The organism is Plantactinospora sp. ZYX-F-223 (assembly GCF_039649625.1).
GTDB lineage: Bacteria > Actinomycetota > Actinomycetes > Mycobacteriales > Micromonosporaceae > Plantactinospora.
This window is the reverse complement of the sequence record NZ_JBDJAV010000019.1, coordinates 55,969-73,268: the sequence shown is the minus strand read 5'-3', so window position 1 is coordinate 73,268 and position 17,300 is coordinate 55,969. Positions and strand designations below refer to the sequence as shown.

At 73.1% G+C, this 17,300-nt stretch carries 14 protein-coding genes and 1 pseudogene; all 15 read left to right on the top strand.

Annotated features, from left to right (window positions below; translation table 11 throughout):
• The first annotated feature begins 13 nt into the window (after positions 1-13).
• The 15 genes and pseudogenes from AAH979_RS20210 to AAH979_RS20140 all read left to right on the top strand — a co-directional run bounded on the left by AAH979_RS20210 (position 14) and on the right by AAH979_RS20140 (position 16,958).
• Positions 14-1,288 (top strand): adenosylmethionine--8-amino-7-oxononanoate transaminase, encoded by a 1,275-nt coding sequence (locus AAH979_RS20210; protein ID WP_346259680.1) that lies wholly within the window; start codon positions 14-16, stop codon positions 1,286-1,288.
• Between the two features lie 162 nt (positions 1,289-1,450).
• On the top strand, positions 1,451-2,293 hold the full coding sequence (gene pyrF, locus AAH979_RS20205; RefSeq protein ID WP_346259679.1) for an orotidine-5'-phosphate decarboxylase: 843 nt from the start codon (positions 1,451-1,453) through the stop codon (positions 2,291-2,293).
• 171 nt (positions 2,294-2,464) lie between these two features.
• The gene (mihF, locus tag AAH979_RS20200; RefSeq protein ID WP_101366727.1) at positions 2,465-2,782 is read left to right on the top strand and encodes an integration host factor, actinobacterial type; all 318 of its coding nucleotides are present in this window, start codon (positions 2,465-2,467) and stop codon (positions 2,780-2,782) included.
• 26 nt (positions 2,783-2,808) lie between these two features.
• On the top strand, positions 2,809-3,321 hold the full coding sequence (locus tag AAH979_RS20195) for a guanylate kinase (RefSeq protein ID WP_346259678.1): 513 nt from the start codon (positions 2,809-2,811) through the stop codon (positions 3,319-3,321).
• Between the two features lie 148 nt (positions 3,322-3,469).
• Positions 3,470-3,733 carry a DNA-directed RNA polymerase subunit omega gene (rpoZ, locus tag AAH979_RS20190; RefSeq protein ID WP_101366725.1) on the top strand — a complete coding sequence of 88 codons (264 nt, stop codon included), beginning with the start codon at positions 3,470-3,472 and terminating at the stop codon, positions 3,731-3,733.
• Positions 3,734-3,752: 19 nt separating this feature from the next.
• Complete coding sequence (gene coaBC / locus AAH979_RS20185; protein ID WP_346259677.1) at positions 3,753-4,958, top strand: bifunctional phosphopantothenoylcysteine decarboxylase/phosphopantothenate--cysteine ligase CoaBC; 1,206 nt, start codon at positions 3,753-3,755, stop codon at positions 4,956-4,958.
• Positions 4,959-5,050: 92 nt separating this feature from the next.
• Positions 5,051-6,244 carry a methionine adenosyltransferase gene (gene metK, locus AAH979_RS20180; RefSeq protein ID WP_107262802.1) on the top strand — a complete coding sequence of 398 codons (1,194 nt, stop codon included), beginning with the start codon at positions 5,051-5,053 and terminating at the stop codon, positions 6,242-6,244.
• A gap of 59 nt (positions 6,245-6,303) precedes the next feature.
• Positions 6,304-8,427, top strand: coding sequence for a primosome assembly protein PriA (locus tag AAH979_RS20175; RefSeq protein ID WP_346259676.1), 2,124 nt, complete (start codon positions 6,304-6,306; stop codon positions 8,425-8,427).
• Between the two features lie 220 nt (positions 8,428-8,647).
• Complete coding sequence (locus AAH979_RS20170) at positions 8,648-9,631, top strand: AAA family ATPase (protein WP_346259675.1); 984 nt, start codon at positions 8,648-8,650, stop codon at positions 9,629-9,631.
• A gap of 190 nt (positions 9,632-9,821) precedes the next feature.
• Positions 9,822-10,349 (top strand): annotated as a pseudogene (def, locus tag AAH979_RS20165) (peptide deformylase); the annotation flags it as partial.
• A 101-nt stretch (positions 10,350-10,450) separates the two neighbouring features.
• Entirely contained in the window at positions 10,451-11,377 is a 927-nt protein-coding gene (gene fmt, locus AAH979_RS20160) for a methionyl-tRNA formyltransferase (protein ID WP_346259751.1), read from the top strand.
• Positions 11,374-12,987: a transcription antitermination factor NusB gene (locus AAH979_RS20155; RefSeq protein WP_346259674.1), complete on the top strand. Its 1,614-nt coding sequence runs from the start codon at positions 11,374-11,376 to the stop codon at positions 12,985-12,987. The genes fmt and AAH979_RS20155 overlap by 4 nt, the downstream gene beginning before the upstream one ends.
• Before the next feature lie 124 nt (positions 12,988-13,111).
• Positions 13,112-15,235 carry a xanthine dehydrogenase family protein molybdopterin-binding subunit gene (locus tag AAH979_RS20150; RefSeq protein WP_346259673.1) on the top strand — a complete coding sequence of 708 codons (2,124 nt, stop codon included), beginning with the start codon at positions 13,112-13,114 and terminating at the stop codon, positions 15,233-15,235.
• Positions 15,236-15,273: 38 nt separating this feature from the next.
• A complete protein-coding gene (gene rpe, locus AAH979_RS20145) occupies positions 15,274-15,954 on the top strand; it encodes a ribulose-phosphate 3-epimerase (protein WP_346259672.1) in 681 nt (226 codons plus the stop codon).
• The gene (locus AAH979_RS20140; RefSeq protein WP_346259671.1) at positions 15,951-16,958 is read left to right on the top strand and encodes a response regulator; all 1,008 of its coding nucleotides are present in this window, start codon (positions 15,951-15,953) and stop codon (positions 16,956-16,958) included. The genes rpe and AAH979_RS20140 overlap by 4 nt, the downstream gene beginning before the upstream one ends.
• Positions 16,959-17,300: the final 342 nt, after the last annotated feature.

Genomic DNA, 17,300 nt, shown 5'->3' with positions numbered 1-17,300 from the left:
CGGAGGGGTGCCGGTGACTCCGGAGGAGATCGTCGCGGCCGACCGGGCGCACGTCTGGCACCCGTACGCCCCGATGCCGGCCAGCACCGACCCCGCCGTGGTGGAAAGCGCCGAGGGGGTCCGGCTGCGCCTGGCCGACGGCCGGGAACTCGTCGACGGCATGTCGTCGTGGTGGGCGGCGATCCACGGGTACCGGCATCCGGTGCTGGACGCCGCCGTCACCGAGCAGCTCGGCCGGATGAGCCACGTGATGTTCGGCGGCCTCACCCACGAACCCGCCGTCCGGCTGGCGAGCACCCTGGTGGAGATCACCCCGCCCGGGCTGGAGCACGTCTTCCTCTGCGACTCCGGCTCGGTCTCCGTCGAGGTGGCGGTCAAGATGGCGGTGCAGTACCAGCGCGGCCGGGGGCGCCCCCAGCGGCACCGGCTGGCCACCTGGCGGGGCGGCTACCACGGCGACACCTTCCATCCGATGAGCGTCTGCGACCCGGTCGGCGGGATGCACTCGCTCTGGACCGGCGTACTGCCCCGGCAGGTCTTCGCCGACCTGCCACCACCCGGCTTCGCCGCCCCGGTCGACCCCGGGTACGCGACCGCGCTCGCCGACGCGCTGCACCGGCATGCCGGCGAACTCGCCGCGGTGATCGTCGAACCGGTGGTGCAGGGCGCCGGTGGGATGCGTTTCCACAATCCGCACTACCTGCGGCTGCTCCGCGAACTCTGCACCGAGCACGACATCGTGCTGATCTTCGACGAGATCGCCACCGGCTTCGGCCGGACCGGCGCGCTCTTCGCGGCCGAGCACGCGTCTGTGACCCCGGACGTGATGTGTCTGGGCAAGGCGCTCACCGGCGGCTACCTGAGCCTGGCCGCCACGCTCTGCACCCCCGAGGTCGCCGAGGGGATCTCCGCCACCGGGGTGCTGGCGCACGGCCCCACCTTCATGGGGAACCCGCTTGCCTGTGCGGTCGCAAACGCCTCCATCGGGCTGCTGGAGGCCGGAAACTGGGCGGCGGACGTAGCGAGGATCTCCGCCGGGCTCTCGGCCGGTCTGGCGCCGTTACGGGGCGCCGCCGGGGTGGCCGACGTCCGGGTGCTGGGCGCGATCGGCGTGGTGCAGCTCGACCACGACGTGAAGATGGCGGCGGCGACCGAGGCCGCGGCGGCGTACGGGGTCTGGCTGCGCCCGTTCCGGGACCTGATCTACACGATGCCGCCGTACGTCACCGGGGACGACGACCTCGCCCGGATCTGTACGGCGATCGGCGCGGCCGCCGAGGCCGGCTGACCGCGCGGCCACCGGGACCGGCCGACCGGACGTGCCGAGGCCCCCGATGCGGTGCAGCCCGCCGCCGCGGTACCCCGGCCGGGGGCGCGGCCGACCGAAGATGTGACGGTTAGTCGCGGCGACATGGCAGAAGGTCATGGCGCCGGCGGAGAGGAGAGGCGAATGGAGACCTTTGGCAGTCGGCTGCACCGGGCGATGGCGGAGCGCGGACCGCTCTGCGTCGGCATCGACCCCCATCCCGCGCTGCTGGCCCGGTGGGGCCTGACCGACGACGTCGACGGGGTCGCCCGGTTCAGCGAGACGGTGGTCGAGGCGCTCGGCGACCGGGTCGCGGTCGTCAAGCCGCAGTCGGCATTTTTCGAGCGGTTCGGGTCGCGCGGGGTCGGCGTACTTGAGTCAATTATCCGACAGTTGCGGGGCGTGGGCGCGCTCGTTCTGCTTGACGTCAAGCGCGGCGACATCGGCTCCACGGTCGCCGCGTACGCCGACGCGTACCTGGATCCATCCAGCCCGATGTATGTCGACGCGGTCACCGCGAGCCCCTTCCTGGGGGTCGGCTCGCTCGCCCCGATGTTCGACACGGCGCGCAAGCACGGCGGCGGCGTCTTCGTGCTGGCGCTCACCTCCAACCCCGAGGGCGCCAGCGTCCAGCGCGCCGTCGGCGCCGACGGGCGCACCGTCGCGCAAACGATCATTGAAGAGATTTCGCAGCTCAACGCGGGTGCGGAGCCGCTCGGCAGCTTCGGGTTGGTGGTCGGCGCCACCATCGGCGAGACCGGGCACGACCTCTCCGGGGTGGGCGGCCCACTGCTCGCGCCGGGCCTCGGCGCGCAGGGTGGACGCGCCGACGACCTGCGTACGGTCTTCGGTGGCGAGCTATCCAGAGTGCTTCCGTCGTACTCCCGGGAGGTGCTCGGCGCGGGCCCCGATCCCGCCGCGTTGCGCGCGGCGGCGGACCGGGCGCTGGCCGATTGTCGGGCCGCGCTGACCGCTGCCGGTCAGTGATCTCATGGTTACGCTGACATGATCATGGCGTGCCCACGTTGCCGAAACCTCCGTTGGCCGCTAGTTTTCCCGGCGCTGGGAACCACATACCCCTTTGGTTGCCAGGCACACCACGTTTCACAGATGCGACGGCGCGTCCCGCCCGTCGCGATAGGGACCTGAGGAGAACTGGTGCCGCTCCCCCAACTGAGCCCCGAACAGCGCGCAGCCGCGCTGGAGAAGGCCGCGGAGATCCGCAAGGCCCGGGCGAAGCTCAAGGAAGAGCTCAAGCAGGGCAAGACCAACCTCGCCGCCGTCCTCGACCGTGCGGAGTCGGACGACGTGGTCGGCAAGCTGAAGGTATCGGCCGTACTTCAGGCCATGCCGGGAATCGGCAAGATCCGGGCCACCCAGATCATGGAGAAGCTCAAGATCGCCGACAGCCGTCGCCTCCGTGGCCTCGGCGAGCAGCAGCGCAAGGCACTGCTTGGAGAATTCTCGGCGAACTAGTTCCACTCGCCGTGTAGAAACAAGCAGTGGGTACGCATGACGATGTCCGCCCAGCGGCTCGTCTCACGGTCCTTGCCGGTCCCTCCGGGGCCGGCAAGGACAGCGTGACAGAACTCGTCCGGGCCCGATCGCGCCAGTTGTGGCTTCCGGTCCCGGTGACCACCCGGCCCCGTCGGCGCTACGAGATCGACGGAGTGCACTATCGCTTCGTCGACCGGGCCGAATTCGGCCGACTACTCGACGACGGACAGTTGCTGGAGTGGTCGGAAATTGGCGTCCACCGGTACGGCACGCCGGGCGAGCCGGTGCGGATCCGGTTGTCGGCCGGCCAACCGGTGCTGCTCCCGATCGACCTCCGGGGCGCCCGGCAGGTGCGGGCGGCGATGCCGCAGGCCCGGCTGGTCTACCTGGCCCCGACCTGGGAGCACGCCCGCACGGCGGGTCGCGAATTCGACGCAACGGTCGTGAACGATGTGCTCGGGCGCGCCGCGGATGAACTGGTAAGCTTGCTCGGTTCGTCCTTTCTGACGCCGACCTGAGGCAACGCCGACGCGGGCAACCCACCCGGGGACTCCACGGCGAGCGCCGCCGACGTGGTCGACGCGGATTCGAGTCGGGCACAGACCTGAGCCAACTCCGACCTGACCGCCGCGCCCGGCGGTCGAGAAGACACCGAGGTTTATCTCCGTGGGATCCATCGCCAGTCCCGAAGGCATCACCAACCCGCCGATCGACGAGCTGCTTGAGAAGACCACCTCGAAGTACGCTCTGGTGATCTTCGCCGCCAAGCGCGCCCGCCAGGTGAACGCCTACTACAGCCAGCTCGGCGAGGGCCTGCTGGAGTACGTTGGTCCGCTGGTGGAGACCACCCCGCAGGAGAAGCCGCTCTCGATCGCGATGCGGGAGATCAACGCCGGTCTGCTCACCGCCGAGCCGACCGACCAGCCGTAGGGTCGTCCGGGCGTCGGCGATGACCGCGGTCGTACTCGGGGTGGGCGGTGGCATCGCCGCCTACAAGGCCTGCGAGTTGCTCCGGCTCTTCACCGAGTCGGGGCACCGGGTCCGGGTCGTGCCGACCGCCTCCGCGCTGCGCTTCGTCGGCGCGCCGACCTGGGCGGCGTTGAGCGGCCAGCCGGTCGCCGACGATGTCTGGGCCGACGTGCACGAGGTGCCGCACGTCCGCCTCGGTCAGGCCGCCGACCTGGTGGTCGTCGCCCCGGCAACGGCCGACCTGCTGGCCAAGGCCGCGCACGGTCTCGCCGACGACCTGCTCACCAACACACTGCTGACCGCCCGCTGCCCGGTGGTGCTCGCCCCGGCGATGCACACCGAGATGTGGGAGCACCCGGCAACGGTGGAGAACGTCGCGACGCTGCGCCGCCGCGGCGTCCTGGTGATCGAGCCGGCGAGCGGCCGGCTGACCGGCGTCGACACCGGCAAGGGCCGGCTGCCTGACCCGGCCGAGATCTTCGCGGTGGCCCGCCGGGTGCTCGCCCGCGGCGTCGCCGAGCCCCGGGACCTGGTCGGCCGCCGGGTGGTGGTCACCGCCGGCGGCACCCGGGAACCGCTGGACCCGGTGCGGTTCCTCGGCAACCGGTCGTCGGGCAAGCAGGGCTACGCCTTCGCCCGGACGGCGGTGGCCCGGGGTGCCCAGGTCACGGTGGTCGCCGCGAACGTCTCGCTGCCGGACCCGGCCGGGGCGGACGTGGTCCGGGTCTCGACCACCGAGGAGCTGCGCAAGGCCACCCTGGAGGCGGCCGAGACGGCCGACGCGGTGGTGATGGCGGCGGCGCCGGCGGACTTCCGGCCGGCGACCTACGCCGCCGACAAAATCAAGAAGGCGGACCGGGGCGGCACGCTCACCGTCGAGCTGGTGGCCAACCCCGACATCGCCGCCGAGCTGGGCGAGCGGCGCCGGCCGGGCCAGGTGCTGGTCGCCTTCGCCGCCGAGACCAGCGACGCCGAGGCGAACGCCCGGGCCAAGCTGACCCGCAAGCGCGCCGACCTGATCGTGGTCAACGAGGTCGGGCCGGACAAGGTTTTCGGTGCCGACCGCAATACCGCCGTCGTGCTCGGTGCTGACGGTTCGGCGACAGCGTTTCCGGAGCAATCCAAGGAAGATCTCGCCGACGGCGTCTGGGATCTGGTAGTAACGCGCTTAACCGACCTGTCATGACCGGGTAGCACGCTTACCGGGCACGGGTCTGGGGACCAGGCGGCCGTGACTACACTGCCGCGTCAGCTGAATTCGAGATCTTTAGGAGCACCGTGGTACGTCGCTTGTTCACCTCGGAGTCGGTCACGGAAGGCCACCCCGACAAGATCGCTGACCAGATCAGCGACGGCATCCTCGACGCGCTGCTGGACCAGGACCCGCGTAGCCGGGTCGCGGTCGAAACTCTCATCACGACCGGCCAGGTGCACGTCGCGGGCGAGGTGACCACGAAGGCGTACGCCGACATTCCGGCGATCGTCCGGGAGACGATCCTCGGCATCGGCTACGACTCGTCGAAGAAGGGCTTCGACGGCGCCTCGTGCGGCGTCAGCGTGTCGATCGGTTCGCAGTCGCCGGACATCGCGCAGGGTGTCGACAGCGCCATCGAGCTGCGCTCCGGCTCGTCGGAGAGCGCACTGGACGCCCAGGGCGCCGGTGACCAGGGCATGATGTTCGGTTTCGCCTGCTCCGAGACGCCCGAGCTGATGCCGCTGCCGATCGCCCTGGCGCACCGGCTGGCCCGCCGGCTCTCCGCCACCCGCAAGGACGGCACCATTCCCTACCTGCGGCCGGACGGCAAGACCCAGGTGACGATCGAATACGACGGGCTGCGCCCGGTCCGGCTCGACACCGTCGTGGTGTCGTCGCAGCACGCCGCCGACATCTCGCTGGAGTCGCTGCTCACCCCGGACATCCGCGAGCACGTCATCGCGCCGGAGCTGGAGGAGCTGGGCCTCGACATCGACGGTTACCGGCTGCTGGTGAACCCGACCGGCCGGTTCGAGATCGGCGGCCCGATGGGCGACGCCGGGCTGACCGGCCGCAAGATCATCGTGGACACCTACGGCGGGTACGCCCGGCACGGCGGTGGGGCGTTCTCCGGCAAGGACCCGTCCAAGGTCGACCGTTCGGCCGCGTACGCGACCCGGTGGGTGGCGAAGAACGTGGTGGCCGCGGGGCTGGCCGAGCGCTGCGAGGTCCAGGTCGCGTACGCGATCGGCAAGGCGCACCCGGTAAGCCTCTTCATCGAGACCTTCGGCACCGAGAACGTGCCGGTGGACCGGATCGAGCGCGCGGTGGGCGAGGTCTTCGACCTCCGTCCGGCGGCGATCATCCGGGACCTGCACCTGCTCCGCCCGATCTACCGGCAGACCGCCGCCTACGGCCACTTCGGCCGTGAGCTGCCCGACCTGACCTGGGAGAACACGGACCGCGCCGCCGACCTCAAGTCGGCCGCGGGAGCCTGACCACCAGCAAGCGCAGCGACCGGCAGCCCGCGCCTGGGCTGCCGGTCGCTCGCGTCTGCGTGGACGTGCCGCTGGCCCACCTGGACCGGCCCTTCGACTACCTGGTCCCGGCCGAACTGGCCGACCAGGCGCGGCCGGGTACCCGGGTCCGGGTGCGTTTCGCCGGCCAGTTGGTCGACGGCTGGCTGTTGGACCGAGCCGAACTGTCCGCACACGACGGCCGGCTGAGCTACCTGGAGCGGCTGGTCTCGCCCGAGCCGGTACTCACCCCGGAGATCGCCCGGCTGGCCCGGGCGGTCGCCGACCGGTACGCCGGCAACCTTGCCGACGTGCTGCGGCTGGCCGTCCCGCCCCGGCACGCCCGGGTCGAGCGGGAAGCCGCCCCGCCCCCAGCGGCCGGCACCCACGCCGGAGCCGAGGCGGCCGCTCCGCAGGGCTCGGCCGGGCCGGCGTCCGTGGAGGGCGCGGCCGGATCGGAGTCGCCGGTGAGTGCCGCCGGGCCGCCGGAGAGTGCCGCCGGGCCGGCGTCCGTGGAGGGTGCGGCCGGGTCGGAGTCGCCGGTGAGCCCCTCCGGGCCGGCGTCGGTGGAGGGCACGGCCGGGGCCGAATCGGTCGCGGGCGGCACCGGATCCGTCGACGCGGGCTGGCGGAGCTATCCGGCCGGACCGGGATTCCTGCGGGCCCTGGCCGACGGTCGGCCACCCCGGGCGGTCTGGTCGGCGCTACCCGGCGAGGACTGGCCGAGCCGGTTCGCGGAGGCGGCGGCGGCGACCGTACGCAGTGGGCGCGGCGTGGTGGCGGTGGTGGCCGACGCCCGGGACCTGGAACGGCTCGACGCCGCGCTGACCGGGCTGCTCGGTACCGGGCGGCACGTGGCGCTCTCCGCGGCCCTCGGGCCGGCCCGGCGGTACCGGGCGTTCCTGGCCGCCTCCCGGGGCCGGGTGCCGGTGGTGATCGGTACCCGGGCCGCGATGTTCGCCCCGGTCGTCGACCTCGGGCTGGTGGCGATCTGGGACGACGGGGACGACCTGCACGCCGAGCCCCGGGCGCCGTACCCGCACGCCCGGGAGGTGCTGCTCACCCGGGCGCAGCTCGGTGACGCCGCGGTGCTGGTCGGCGGGTACGCCCGTACCGCCGAGTCGCGGCTGCTGGTCGAGACGGGCTGGGCGAAGGAGATCGTGGCCGACCGGTCGACGCTGCGGGCGCGTACCCCGAGGATCACGCCGACCGGCGACGACCCGCAGTTGGCCCGCGATCCCGCCGCGGCCTCGGCCCGGCTGCCGAGCCTGGCCTGGGACGCGGCCCGGGCGGCGCTGAAGTCCGACGCGCCGGTGCTGGTCCAGGTGCCCCGGCGGGGCTACCTGCCGGCGGTGGCCTGCGCCGAGTGCCGGGCGCCGGCCCGGTGCCCGCACTGCTCCGGTCCGCTCGCCCTGCGCTCGGCCAGCGGCACTCCCACCTGCCGGTGGTGCGCCCGGGTGGCCGCCGGGTACGCCTGCCCGCAGTGCGCCGGACGGCGGCTCCGGGCGGCGGTGGTGGGTGCCCGGCGTACCGCCGAGGAGCTTGGCCGGGCGTTTCCCGGGGTGCCGGTGCGGACCTCGGGGCGGGAGGAGGTGCTGCGCTCGGTGCCCGGCGAGGCGGGCCTGGTGATCGCGACACCCGGCGCCGAGCCGGTTGCCGAGGGCGGTTACGGCGCGGTGCTGCTGCTGGATTCCTGGGCGCTGCTGACCCGGGCCGATCTGCGGGCCGGGGAGGAGGCGCTGCGCCGCTGGCTGGCGGCGGCGGCGTTGGCCCGGCCCGGTCCGGCCGGTGGCCGGGTGGTGGTGGTCGCGGATGGTTCGCTGGCGCCGGTGCAGGCGCTGTTGCGCTGGGATCCGGGTTGGTTCGCCGGCCGGGAACTGGCCGAGCGGCGCGAGTTGGGCTTTCCGCCGGCCGCCCGGATGGCCAGCCTGACCGGGGTGGCGGCGGCGGTGGCGGAGCTGCTCGACGAGGCCCGGCTGCCGCCGGCCGCCGAGGTGCTCGGTCCGGTGCCGGCCCCCGACGGGCAGGAGCGGATGCTGGTCCGGGTGCCCCGGTCCCGGGCCGCGGCGCTGGCCGCCGCCCTGCACGAGGCGGCCGCGCTCCGGACGGCCCGCAAGGCCGGCCAGCCGGTGCGGATCCAGGTCGATCCGCAGGACATCTTCTGACCGGGTACCGACCGAGAACCCGACACGGAGGGTTGTTTCGGCTACCGTCCGCAGTGGGTATCCGAAGGCGGACGCACGCAGAGTCCGACCTGTGGTCGGGGATCCGGGTGATACCATCGCCCCTCATGCTCCACGCGGGAGGCGTGACGGAGAGTGATCGCGCCGGTTCGGCGTTCAAACTATTGATCTTGAGCAACCTGGGATCAGGGGTGGGTAGGTCGTGACCGGTCGTCAGTCGATCGTCCTGAACGGTGACCTTGGCAGCGGCAAGAGCACCGTCTCCATCGAGCTGGCCAAGCGGCTCGGTCTGCGCCGGGTCAGCGTGGGCGACCTCTATCGGGAGATGGCCCAGCAGCGGCAGATGACCGCGCTCCAGCTCAACCTGCACGCCGAGCTGGACCAGGCGGTCGACGGCTACGTCGACCAGCTCCAGCAGGACATCGCGGACTCCGGCGAGCAGTTGATCGTCGACAGCCGGCTCGCGTGGCACTTCTTCAAGGACGCGCTCAAGATCCATATGATCACCGAGCCGACCGAGGCGGCCCGCCGGGTGCTCGCCCGGCCGTCCGGCCCGGCGGAGAGCTACACCTCCATCGAGGAGGCCCGGGCCAAGCTGCACGAGCGCAGCGAGAGCGAGCGCAACCGCTTCCTCGTCCGGTACGGCGTGGACAAGGCGAAGCTGCGCAACTACGACCTGATCTGCGACAGCACCAAGGCGTCCGCCGACGAGGTGGTCGAGCACGTCATCGCCGCCTACGAGGGCTCCTTCGGCCAGCAGATCCTGCGCGACTCCCCGCCGCTGCTGCTGCTCGACCCGGCCCGGATCTATCCCACCCAGGAGATCCAGGGACTGCGCGGCCTCTGGGAGTCGGACTTCGTCGCACAGATCGGGCAGGCCGGCGAGGAGGCCCTGGAGCCGTTGCGAATCGGCTACACCGGCGAGAAGTTCTTCGTGGTCGACGGGCATCGGCGGCTCAGCGCGGCGCTGCGCAACGGCTTCAAGCTGGTGCCCGGGCAGCTCGTCGCCGAGTGCGACGAGCAGGTGGTCGGCGGGCTCAGCGCGATCGAGTACTTCCGGGCCGAGGTCGGGCTGAGCGTGATCTACGACTGGGACGCGGCGCACGGTACGCAGCTTCCGCTCCCCGAGCACATCCTCGACCGGACCGACGCCGTACTGGCCGGCGAGCCGGGCACCCAACCCTGACCCGTCGCGTACGGCTTCCGCACCACCGCGTCCCACTGGTCGGTCCGGCCCGGGGCGTGACCGGTGTCACGGCCGACCCTCGCCGATCCCGGCGCGCACCGTCGCGGGACGGCTCGCCGGTCGTCTCCCCGGTGCGCCCGTAGACTGGGGTACGGCACCACCGAACCCATCCGTGAAGGAGCCGTCCCGCGTGACCGTCCAGCCCATCCGTCTGTTCGGGGACCCGGTGCTGCGCACCCCGGCCGAACCGGTCGTCGACTTCGACGCCGAGCTGCGCAAACTGGTTGCCGACCTGACCGACACGATGCGGGAGCAGAACGGTGCCGGCCTCGCCGCACCGCAGCTCGGCGTGGGCCTGCGGGTGTTCGCCTTCGACGTCGACGACGTGCTCGGGCACCTGGTCAACCCGGTACTGGAGTTCCCCGACTCCGACGAGCAGGACGGTCCGGAGGGCTGCCTCTCCATCCCCGGGCTCTACTTCGACACCAAGCGCCGGCTCAACGTGATCGCCAAGGGCTTCAACGAGTACGGCGACCCGGTGCAGATCGTCGGCACCGGCCTGATGGCCCGGTGCGTGCAGCACGAGACCGACCACCTCGACGGGGTGCTCTTCCTCGACCGGCTCGACGCCGAGGCGCGCAAGGAGGCGATGAAGGCGATCCGGCAGGCGGACTGGTACGACCAGGACGCCCCGCCGGTGGTCAAGGTCAGCCCGCACGACCCGCCGGCCAACCGGCGCCAGGGACTCGGTGCCAGGCTGGGGCTGGGCGGCTTGGACCGCTCCGCCAGCCCGTTCGGTCTGGGTCGGTGACACCGCCGGTGCGCCTGATCTTCGCCGGTACGCCGGCCGTCGCCCTGCCCAGCCTGGACGCCATCGCCGCCTCCAGGCACGAACTGCTGGCCGTGGTGACCCGGCCCGACGCCCCGGCCGGTCGGGGCCGGGGACTGTCCCGGTCACCGGTCGGCGCCTGGGCCGACGAGCGGGGCATCGAGGTGCTGACTCCGGCCAGGCCCCGCGAGCCGGAGTTCCTCGACCGGCTGCGCCAGCTCGCGCCGGAGTGCGTACCGGTGGTCGCCTACGGCGCGCTGGTGCCGCCGGTGGCGTTGGAGATCCCCGCACACGGCTGGGTCAACCTGCACTTCTCGCTGCTGCCTGCCTGGCGGGGTGCCGCGCCGGTGCAGCACGCGGTGCTGCACGGCGACCAGGTCACCGGCGCCAGCGTCTTCCAGTTGGAGGCCGGGCTGGACACCGGCCCGGTCTTCGGCACCGTGACCGAGGAGATCCGGCCCGCCGACACCGCCGGTGATCTGCTGGAGCGCCTCGCCCACAGTGGCGCCGGGCTGCTGGTCACGGTGCTCGACGCGATCGGGCAGGGCACCGCGCGGGCGGTGCCGCAACCCGCCGACGGGGTCTCGCTGGCGCCGAAGCTGACCGTCGCCGACGGTGAGGTCCGCTGGTCGGAGCCGTCCTTCGCGGTGGACCGGCGGATCCGGGCCGCCACCCCGGCGCCCGGTGCCTGGACCCAGTTCCGCGGCGACCGGGTCAAGCTCGGCCCGGTGCGGCCGGTCGGCAACGCACCCGAGCTCAAGCCCGGCGAGCTGCTGGTCGAGCGCGGCCGGGTGCTGGCCGGTACCGCCACCACGCCAGTGGAGTTGGGCGAGGTGCGGGCGGCCGGCAAGCGTGCGATGCCGGCACCGGACTGGGCCCGGGGCGTCCGGGTCGCCGGTGGGGAGCAGTTCGGGTGAGCGAACGTACCGGAGAGGTCGGCGGCACCGCACGGGCCGGAGCCGACCGGGGCCGCGACGACCGTGCGCCGGGCGGCGGCACCGACCGTCGCCGCGAAGACCATCGCCGCGACGACCGTCGACCCGACGACCGGGGGCGTACCGGCCAGAGCGGCGCCGACCGGGGTGGCCGGGGGCGGGACGGCGCCGACCGGGGTGGCCGGGGCGGCGACCGGCGGGACCGGGACGGGCGGTCGCCCCGAGCGGGGCGACCAGCGGTCGACCTGCCCCGCCAGGCGGCGTACGAGGCGATCGAGGCGGTGCACCGGGACGACGCGTACGCGAACCTGGTCCTGCCGGGGATCCTGCGCGACCGGCGGCTGCACGGCCGGGACGCGGCCTTCGCCACCGAACTGACCTACGGCACGCTGCGGGTCCGGGGCACCCTGGACGCGATCCTCACCGCCGCCGCCGGCCGGGACGTCGCGCGGATCGACCCGCAACCCCGGGACGCGCTGCGGCTCGGCGCCTACCAGCTTCTCTACACCCGGGTCCCGGCGCACGCCGCCGTCTCCTCCACGGTCGACCTGGTCCGCTCCGTCGCCCCGGGGGCGTCCGGGTTCGCCAACGCCGTGCTCCGGGAGGTCGCCGGCAAGGACCTCGACACCTGGCTGGCCGAGCTGGCCCCGTCGGCCGAGACCGACCCGGTCGGGCACCTGGCCCTCACCTACAGCCATCCGGAGTGGATCGTGCGGGCCTTCGCCGAGACTCTCGGCGGAGACCTGGGGGAGACCGCCCGGCTGCTGATCGAGGACAACCAGCGGCCGCCGGTGCACCTCTGCGCCCGCCCGGGCCGGGCGGACGCGGTCGAGGTCGCCGACGAGGTGGGCGGGGCGCCGGGCGCCTTCTCGCCGTACGCCGTCTATCTGCCCGGCGGTGCTCCGGGCGAGCTGGCGGTGCTGGCCGACGGCCGGGCGCACGTCCAGGACGAGGGCTCCCAACTGGTGGCCGCCGCGCTCGCCGGCGCCGAGGTCGACGGCACCGACGAACGGTGGCTGGACCTCTGTGCCGGGCCGGGTGGCAAGGCCGGCCTGCTCGGCGCGCTGGCCGCCCAGCGGGGTGCCCGGCTGACCGCGGTCGAGGTGGCCGAGCACCGGGCCCGGCTGGTGTCCCAGGCCGTACGCGGGTTGCCGGTGACCGTGCTGACCACCGACGGGCGTACCGTCGGGCGCGACCCGGACCTGCCGGAGAACTCCTTCGACCGGGTGCTCGTCGACGCGCCCTGCACCGGTCTCGGCTCGCTGCGGCGGCGTCCGGAGTCCCGCTGGCGCCGCCAGCCCTCCGACCTGCCGGCGCTGACCCGGTTGCAGCGGGAGCTGCTCGGCGCCGCGCTCCGGGCGGTCCGCCCGGGCGGGGTGGTGGCGTACGTGACCTGCTCGCCGCACGTGGTGGAGACGCACGTCTCGGTCACCGAGGCGGCGCGGCGCTCCGGCGTACCGGTCGACTTCGTCGACGCCCGGCCGCTGCTGCCGGCCGGGATGCCCGGCCTCGGCGACGGCCCGACCGTGCAGCTCTGGCCGCACCGGCACGGCACCGACGCGATGTTCCTGGCAGTACTGCGCCGGGGCTGAGGACCCGCACCGACTCGCCGACGTCGTCGGCGAGTCGGTGCGGGCGCGGTGGCGCCGGCCGGTATATGTACCCACTTCCGCCGAAGCGGGTAGCCGGGGACGATTCCTTACATACATTGCAGGTGTGGACGGGAAGACGCTGCCGGTCCGGGCCATCGGCACTCCGCTGGACAGGTTCGACGGGCCGGCGAAGGTCACCGGCACCGCCCGGTACGCCTTCGAGCACCCCGTCGACCGGCCGGTCTATCTGTTCGGTGTGCAGGCCACCGTCGCGGTGGGACGGATCACCGCCGTGCACACCGAGGTGGCGTTGGCCAAGCCGGGCGTGCTGGCCGTGCTGACGCACGAGAACGCGCCCCGGGTCGCCTCGTTCGACGATCCGGAGCTGGTGATCCTACAGACGCCCGAGGTGGCGTACCGGGGGCAGTTCGTCGCCGGGGTGGTGGCGGAGACCTCGGAGATTGCCCGCCTGGCAGCAAGCATGATCCGGGTCGACTACGAGGCAGGCCCGCACGACGTCCAACTGCGGGCCGACCATCCCGACCGGTACGCCCCGGAGGTCACGAACGGCGGGTTCGCCACCGACAGCGTGCGCGGCGACCCGGAGGCGGCGCTGGCCGACGCGGCGGTACGCCTGGACGCCACCTACACCACCGCCTGGTACCAGCACGCCCAGTTGGAGCCGCACTCGACGATCGCGGAGTGGGCCGACGACCGGCTCACCCTGCACGTCGGCAGCCAGGGTGTGCACCGGCTGCGCGACTCGCTCGCCACCCTCTTCGGGCTCGACCTGGAGCGGATCCGGGCGGTCTCGCCGCACGTCGGCGGCGCGTTCGGCGGCAAGCTGCACGCCCATCCGGACGTGGTGCTCGCGGTGCTGGCCGCGTTCGCCGTGCCCGGCCGTCCGGTGAAGCTGGCGCTCACCCGGCAGCAGATGTTCTCCCAGGTCGGCTACCGCACCCCGACGGTCCAGCGGGTCCGGCTCGGTGCCGGGCGGGACGGCCGGCTGGTCGCGATCAGCCACGAGGTGGTGCAGCAGACCGCGCGGCACAAGGAGTTCGCCGAGCAGACCGTCACGCCGACCCGGGTGATGTACGCGGCGCCGAACCGCAGCACGACGCACCGGATGGTCCGGCTCGACGTGCCGGTCCCGACGATCATGCGCGCCCCCGGCAAGGCCCCGGGGATGTACGCGCTGGAGTCGGCGATGGACGAGATGGCGATCGCCTGCGGGCAGGACCCGGTCGAGTTCCGGATCGCCAACGAGCCGCCGCTCGATCCGGAACTGGACCGGCCGTTCTCCACCCGCAACCTGGTGGCCTGCCTGCGCGACGGCGCCCGCCGGTTCGGCTGGGCCGGCCGGGACCCGACTCCCGGCGTCCGGCGGGCCGCCGGGGGCTGGCTGGTCGGCACCGGGGTGGCCGCCTCGATGTACCCGGTCTACCAGCTACCCGGCTCCTCGGCGACGATCCGGGCGGAGCCGGACGGCCGGTACGTCGTCTCGATCGGTGCCGCCGACCTCGGCACCGGCACCTGGACCTCGCTGACCCAGATCGCGGCCGACGCGCTGGCCGTACCGGTCGACCGGATCGTGCTGCGGATCGGCGACACGGACCTGCCGGCCGCGATGTCCGCCGGCGGCTCGTCCGGGATGACCTCGTGGGGCAGCACGGTGGTCGAGGCCGCCCGCCGGCTCCGGGCCCGGATGGCCGCCGAACACGCCGACCCGCCGGCGCACGGCATCGAGGCCAGCGCCGACATGCCAGCGAACCCGGAGCGGGAACGCTTCTCCATGTACGCCTTCGGCGCGCAGTTCGCCGAGGTCCGGGTGCACGAGGCGACCGGCGAGGTCCGGGTGCCCCGGATGCTCGGGGTCTTCGCCGCCGGCCGGATCATCAACCCGAAGACCGGCCGCTCCCAACTGCTCGGCGGGATGACGATGGGGCTGTCGATGGCGCTGCACGAGCAGTGCGTGCTCGATCCCCGGTTCGGTCACGTGGTCAACCAGGACCTCGCCGAGTACCACATCGCGACCAACGCCGACGTCGGCTGCGTCGAGGTGCACACGCTGGTCGAGGAGGACCCGTACGTCAACCCGATGGGTTCGAAGGGCATCGGCGAGCTGGGCATCGTCGGCACCGCCGCGGCGATCGCCAACGCCGTGCACCACGCCACCGGGGTACGCGTCCGTGACCTGCCGATCACCCCGGACCGGTTCTTCTCGGGTGCCACCGCGATCCGAGGGTGACGAGCGCGCGGGGTGGCCGGCATTCGTACACTGGCGCGGTGACCGTACCAGCGCCGATCGTCGCGCCCAGCATCCTCGCCGCAGACTTCGCCCGGCTCGCCGATGAGGTGCACGCGGTGGAGCCCACGGCGGACTGGCTGCACGTCGATGTGATGGACAACCACTTCGTGCCGAACCTGACCATCGGGCTGCCGGTGGTGCAGAGTCTGCTGGCCGCGAGCACGCTGCCGTTCGACGTACACCTGATGATCGAGGATCCGCGGCGCTGGGCGCCGAGCTACGCGGACGCCGGGGCGTACAACGTGACGTTCCATGCCGAGGCCTGTGACAACCCGGTCTCGCTGGCCAAGGATCTCCGCTCGGCGGGGGCGAAGGCCGGGCTGGCGATCGACCGGGACACTCCGATCGAACCGTACCTTGACCTGTTGCCCAGCTTCGATACATTGCTGATCATGACTATCAAGGCGGGCTTCGGGGGGCAGCGGTTCATCCCCGAGCTGCTCGACAAGGTCCGGACCGCCCGCCGGCACGCCGACGCCGGCCACCTCGAACTGCGGATCGAGGTGGACGGCGGCATCGCGGCCGACACCATCGAGCAGGCGGCGGCGGCCGGCGCGGACGCCTTCGTCGCCGGCACCGCCGTCTACGGCGCGGCGGACCCGGCCGCGGCAGTGACCCAGCTGCGGCGGCTCGCCGAGCGCGCCGTCACGGGGCCGTGACGGTCGACGGGGTCGCCGAGGAGCGGCCCGACCTGATCCTGGTGGTCGACGACGACGAGGACATCGTCCGGTTCGTCTCGTTCAACCTGCGGCTGCACGGCTTCGAGGTGGCGCAGGCCAGCGACGGCCAGGAGGCGCTGGAGGTGATCGAGCGGCGCCGGCCCGACCTGGCAGTGGTCGACCTGCGGATGCCCCGGATCGACGGGCTGGAGCTGACCCGCCGGCTGCGGGCCAACCCGATGACCTCGGCGCTGCCGGTGATCATGCTCACCGCCAAGGGGCTGACCGTGGACAAGGTGCACGGCCTCACCGCCGGTGCCGACGACTACCTGGTCAAGCCCTTCGACACCGCCGAACTCGTCGCCCGGATCAGCTCCACGCTGCGCCGCAACAAGGAGTTCCGCGAGGTCTCCCCGCTGACCGGGCTGCCCGGCAACACCCGGGTCCGCCGGGAGATCGGCGACCGGGTACGCAGCGGCGTCGACTACGCGGTCGGCTACATCGACATCGACCGGTTCAAGAGCGTCAACGACCGGTACGGCTTCGTCCGGGGCGACGAGTTCATCAGCGCGCTGGCCCGCAGCCTGCACCGGGCGGTGGTCTCGGTCGGGCTGCCGCCGGCCTTCCTCGGGCACATCGGCGGCGACGACTTCGTGATCGTCTGCGCCCCCGAGCAGGTCCGGCCGCTCACCGAGCGGGCCGTGGTCGACTTCGAGAAGACCGCCGACGAGCTGTACGACCCGGAGGACGCCAAGCGCGGCTACGTCGAGTTGAAGGACCGGCGCGGCAACATCCAGCGGGCCCACCTGGTCACCCTCTCCATCGGGGTCTCGCTGTCGGTGCCCGAGCGCCGGTTCACCGACCCGCTCGAGGTGATCGCGGCGGCCTCCGAGATGAAGACGGTGGCCAAGAGCCAGCCCGGGTCGTACGTGGCGATGGACCGCCGGCGTACCCCGGGGGCACCGGCGGCCGACGCGGGGGAGCGGCGGCGCGGAGCGAAGTGACGACGGTCACGTCGCTGTGAGGTCGGTCGCCTCACTGGCCCGACAGCCCCGGTTCCGTGTAAGACTCGATCCGTACCCACCACGCGCTGGCGGGACTCGGTGTAATTCCGAACCGGCGGTGATCCGGGCGCAAGCCCGGTAAGCCCGCGACCCGGTCGGCCTCGGCCGCCCGGTGGACCTGGTGAGAATCCAGGGCCGACGGTTGGGGGCGGGCAGTTTCCGCACCCAGACAGTCCGGATGGGAGACAGCGCGCGGGACGGATGGGTCCGCCGGCCGGTGCGTGTGCGCCGACCCGCGGTCCCCCGGGGTCGGCGCCTGCCGTCCCCACGCTCCGCCGCCGC

What these genes read in the sequence shown, in the direction of transcription:
- pyrF (WP_346259679.1), top strand. Translation starts at nt 1,451, where the DNA reads ATGGAGACCTTTGGCAGTCGGCTGCACCGGGCGATGGCGGAGCGCGGA.
- coaBC (WP_346259677.1), top strand. Translation starts at nt 3,753, where the DNA reads ATGACCGCGGTCGTACTCGGGGTGGGCGGTGGCATCGCCGCCTACAAG.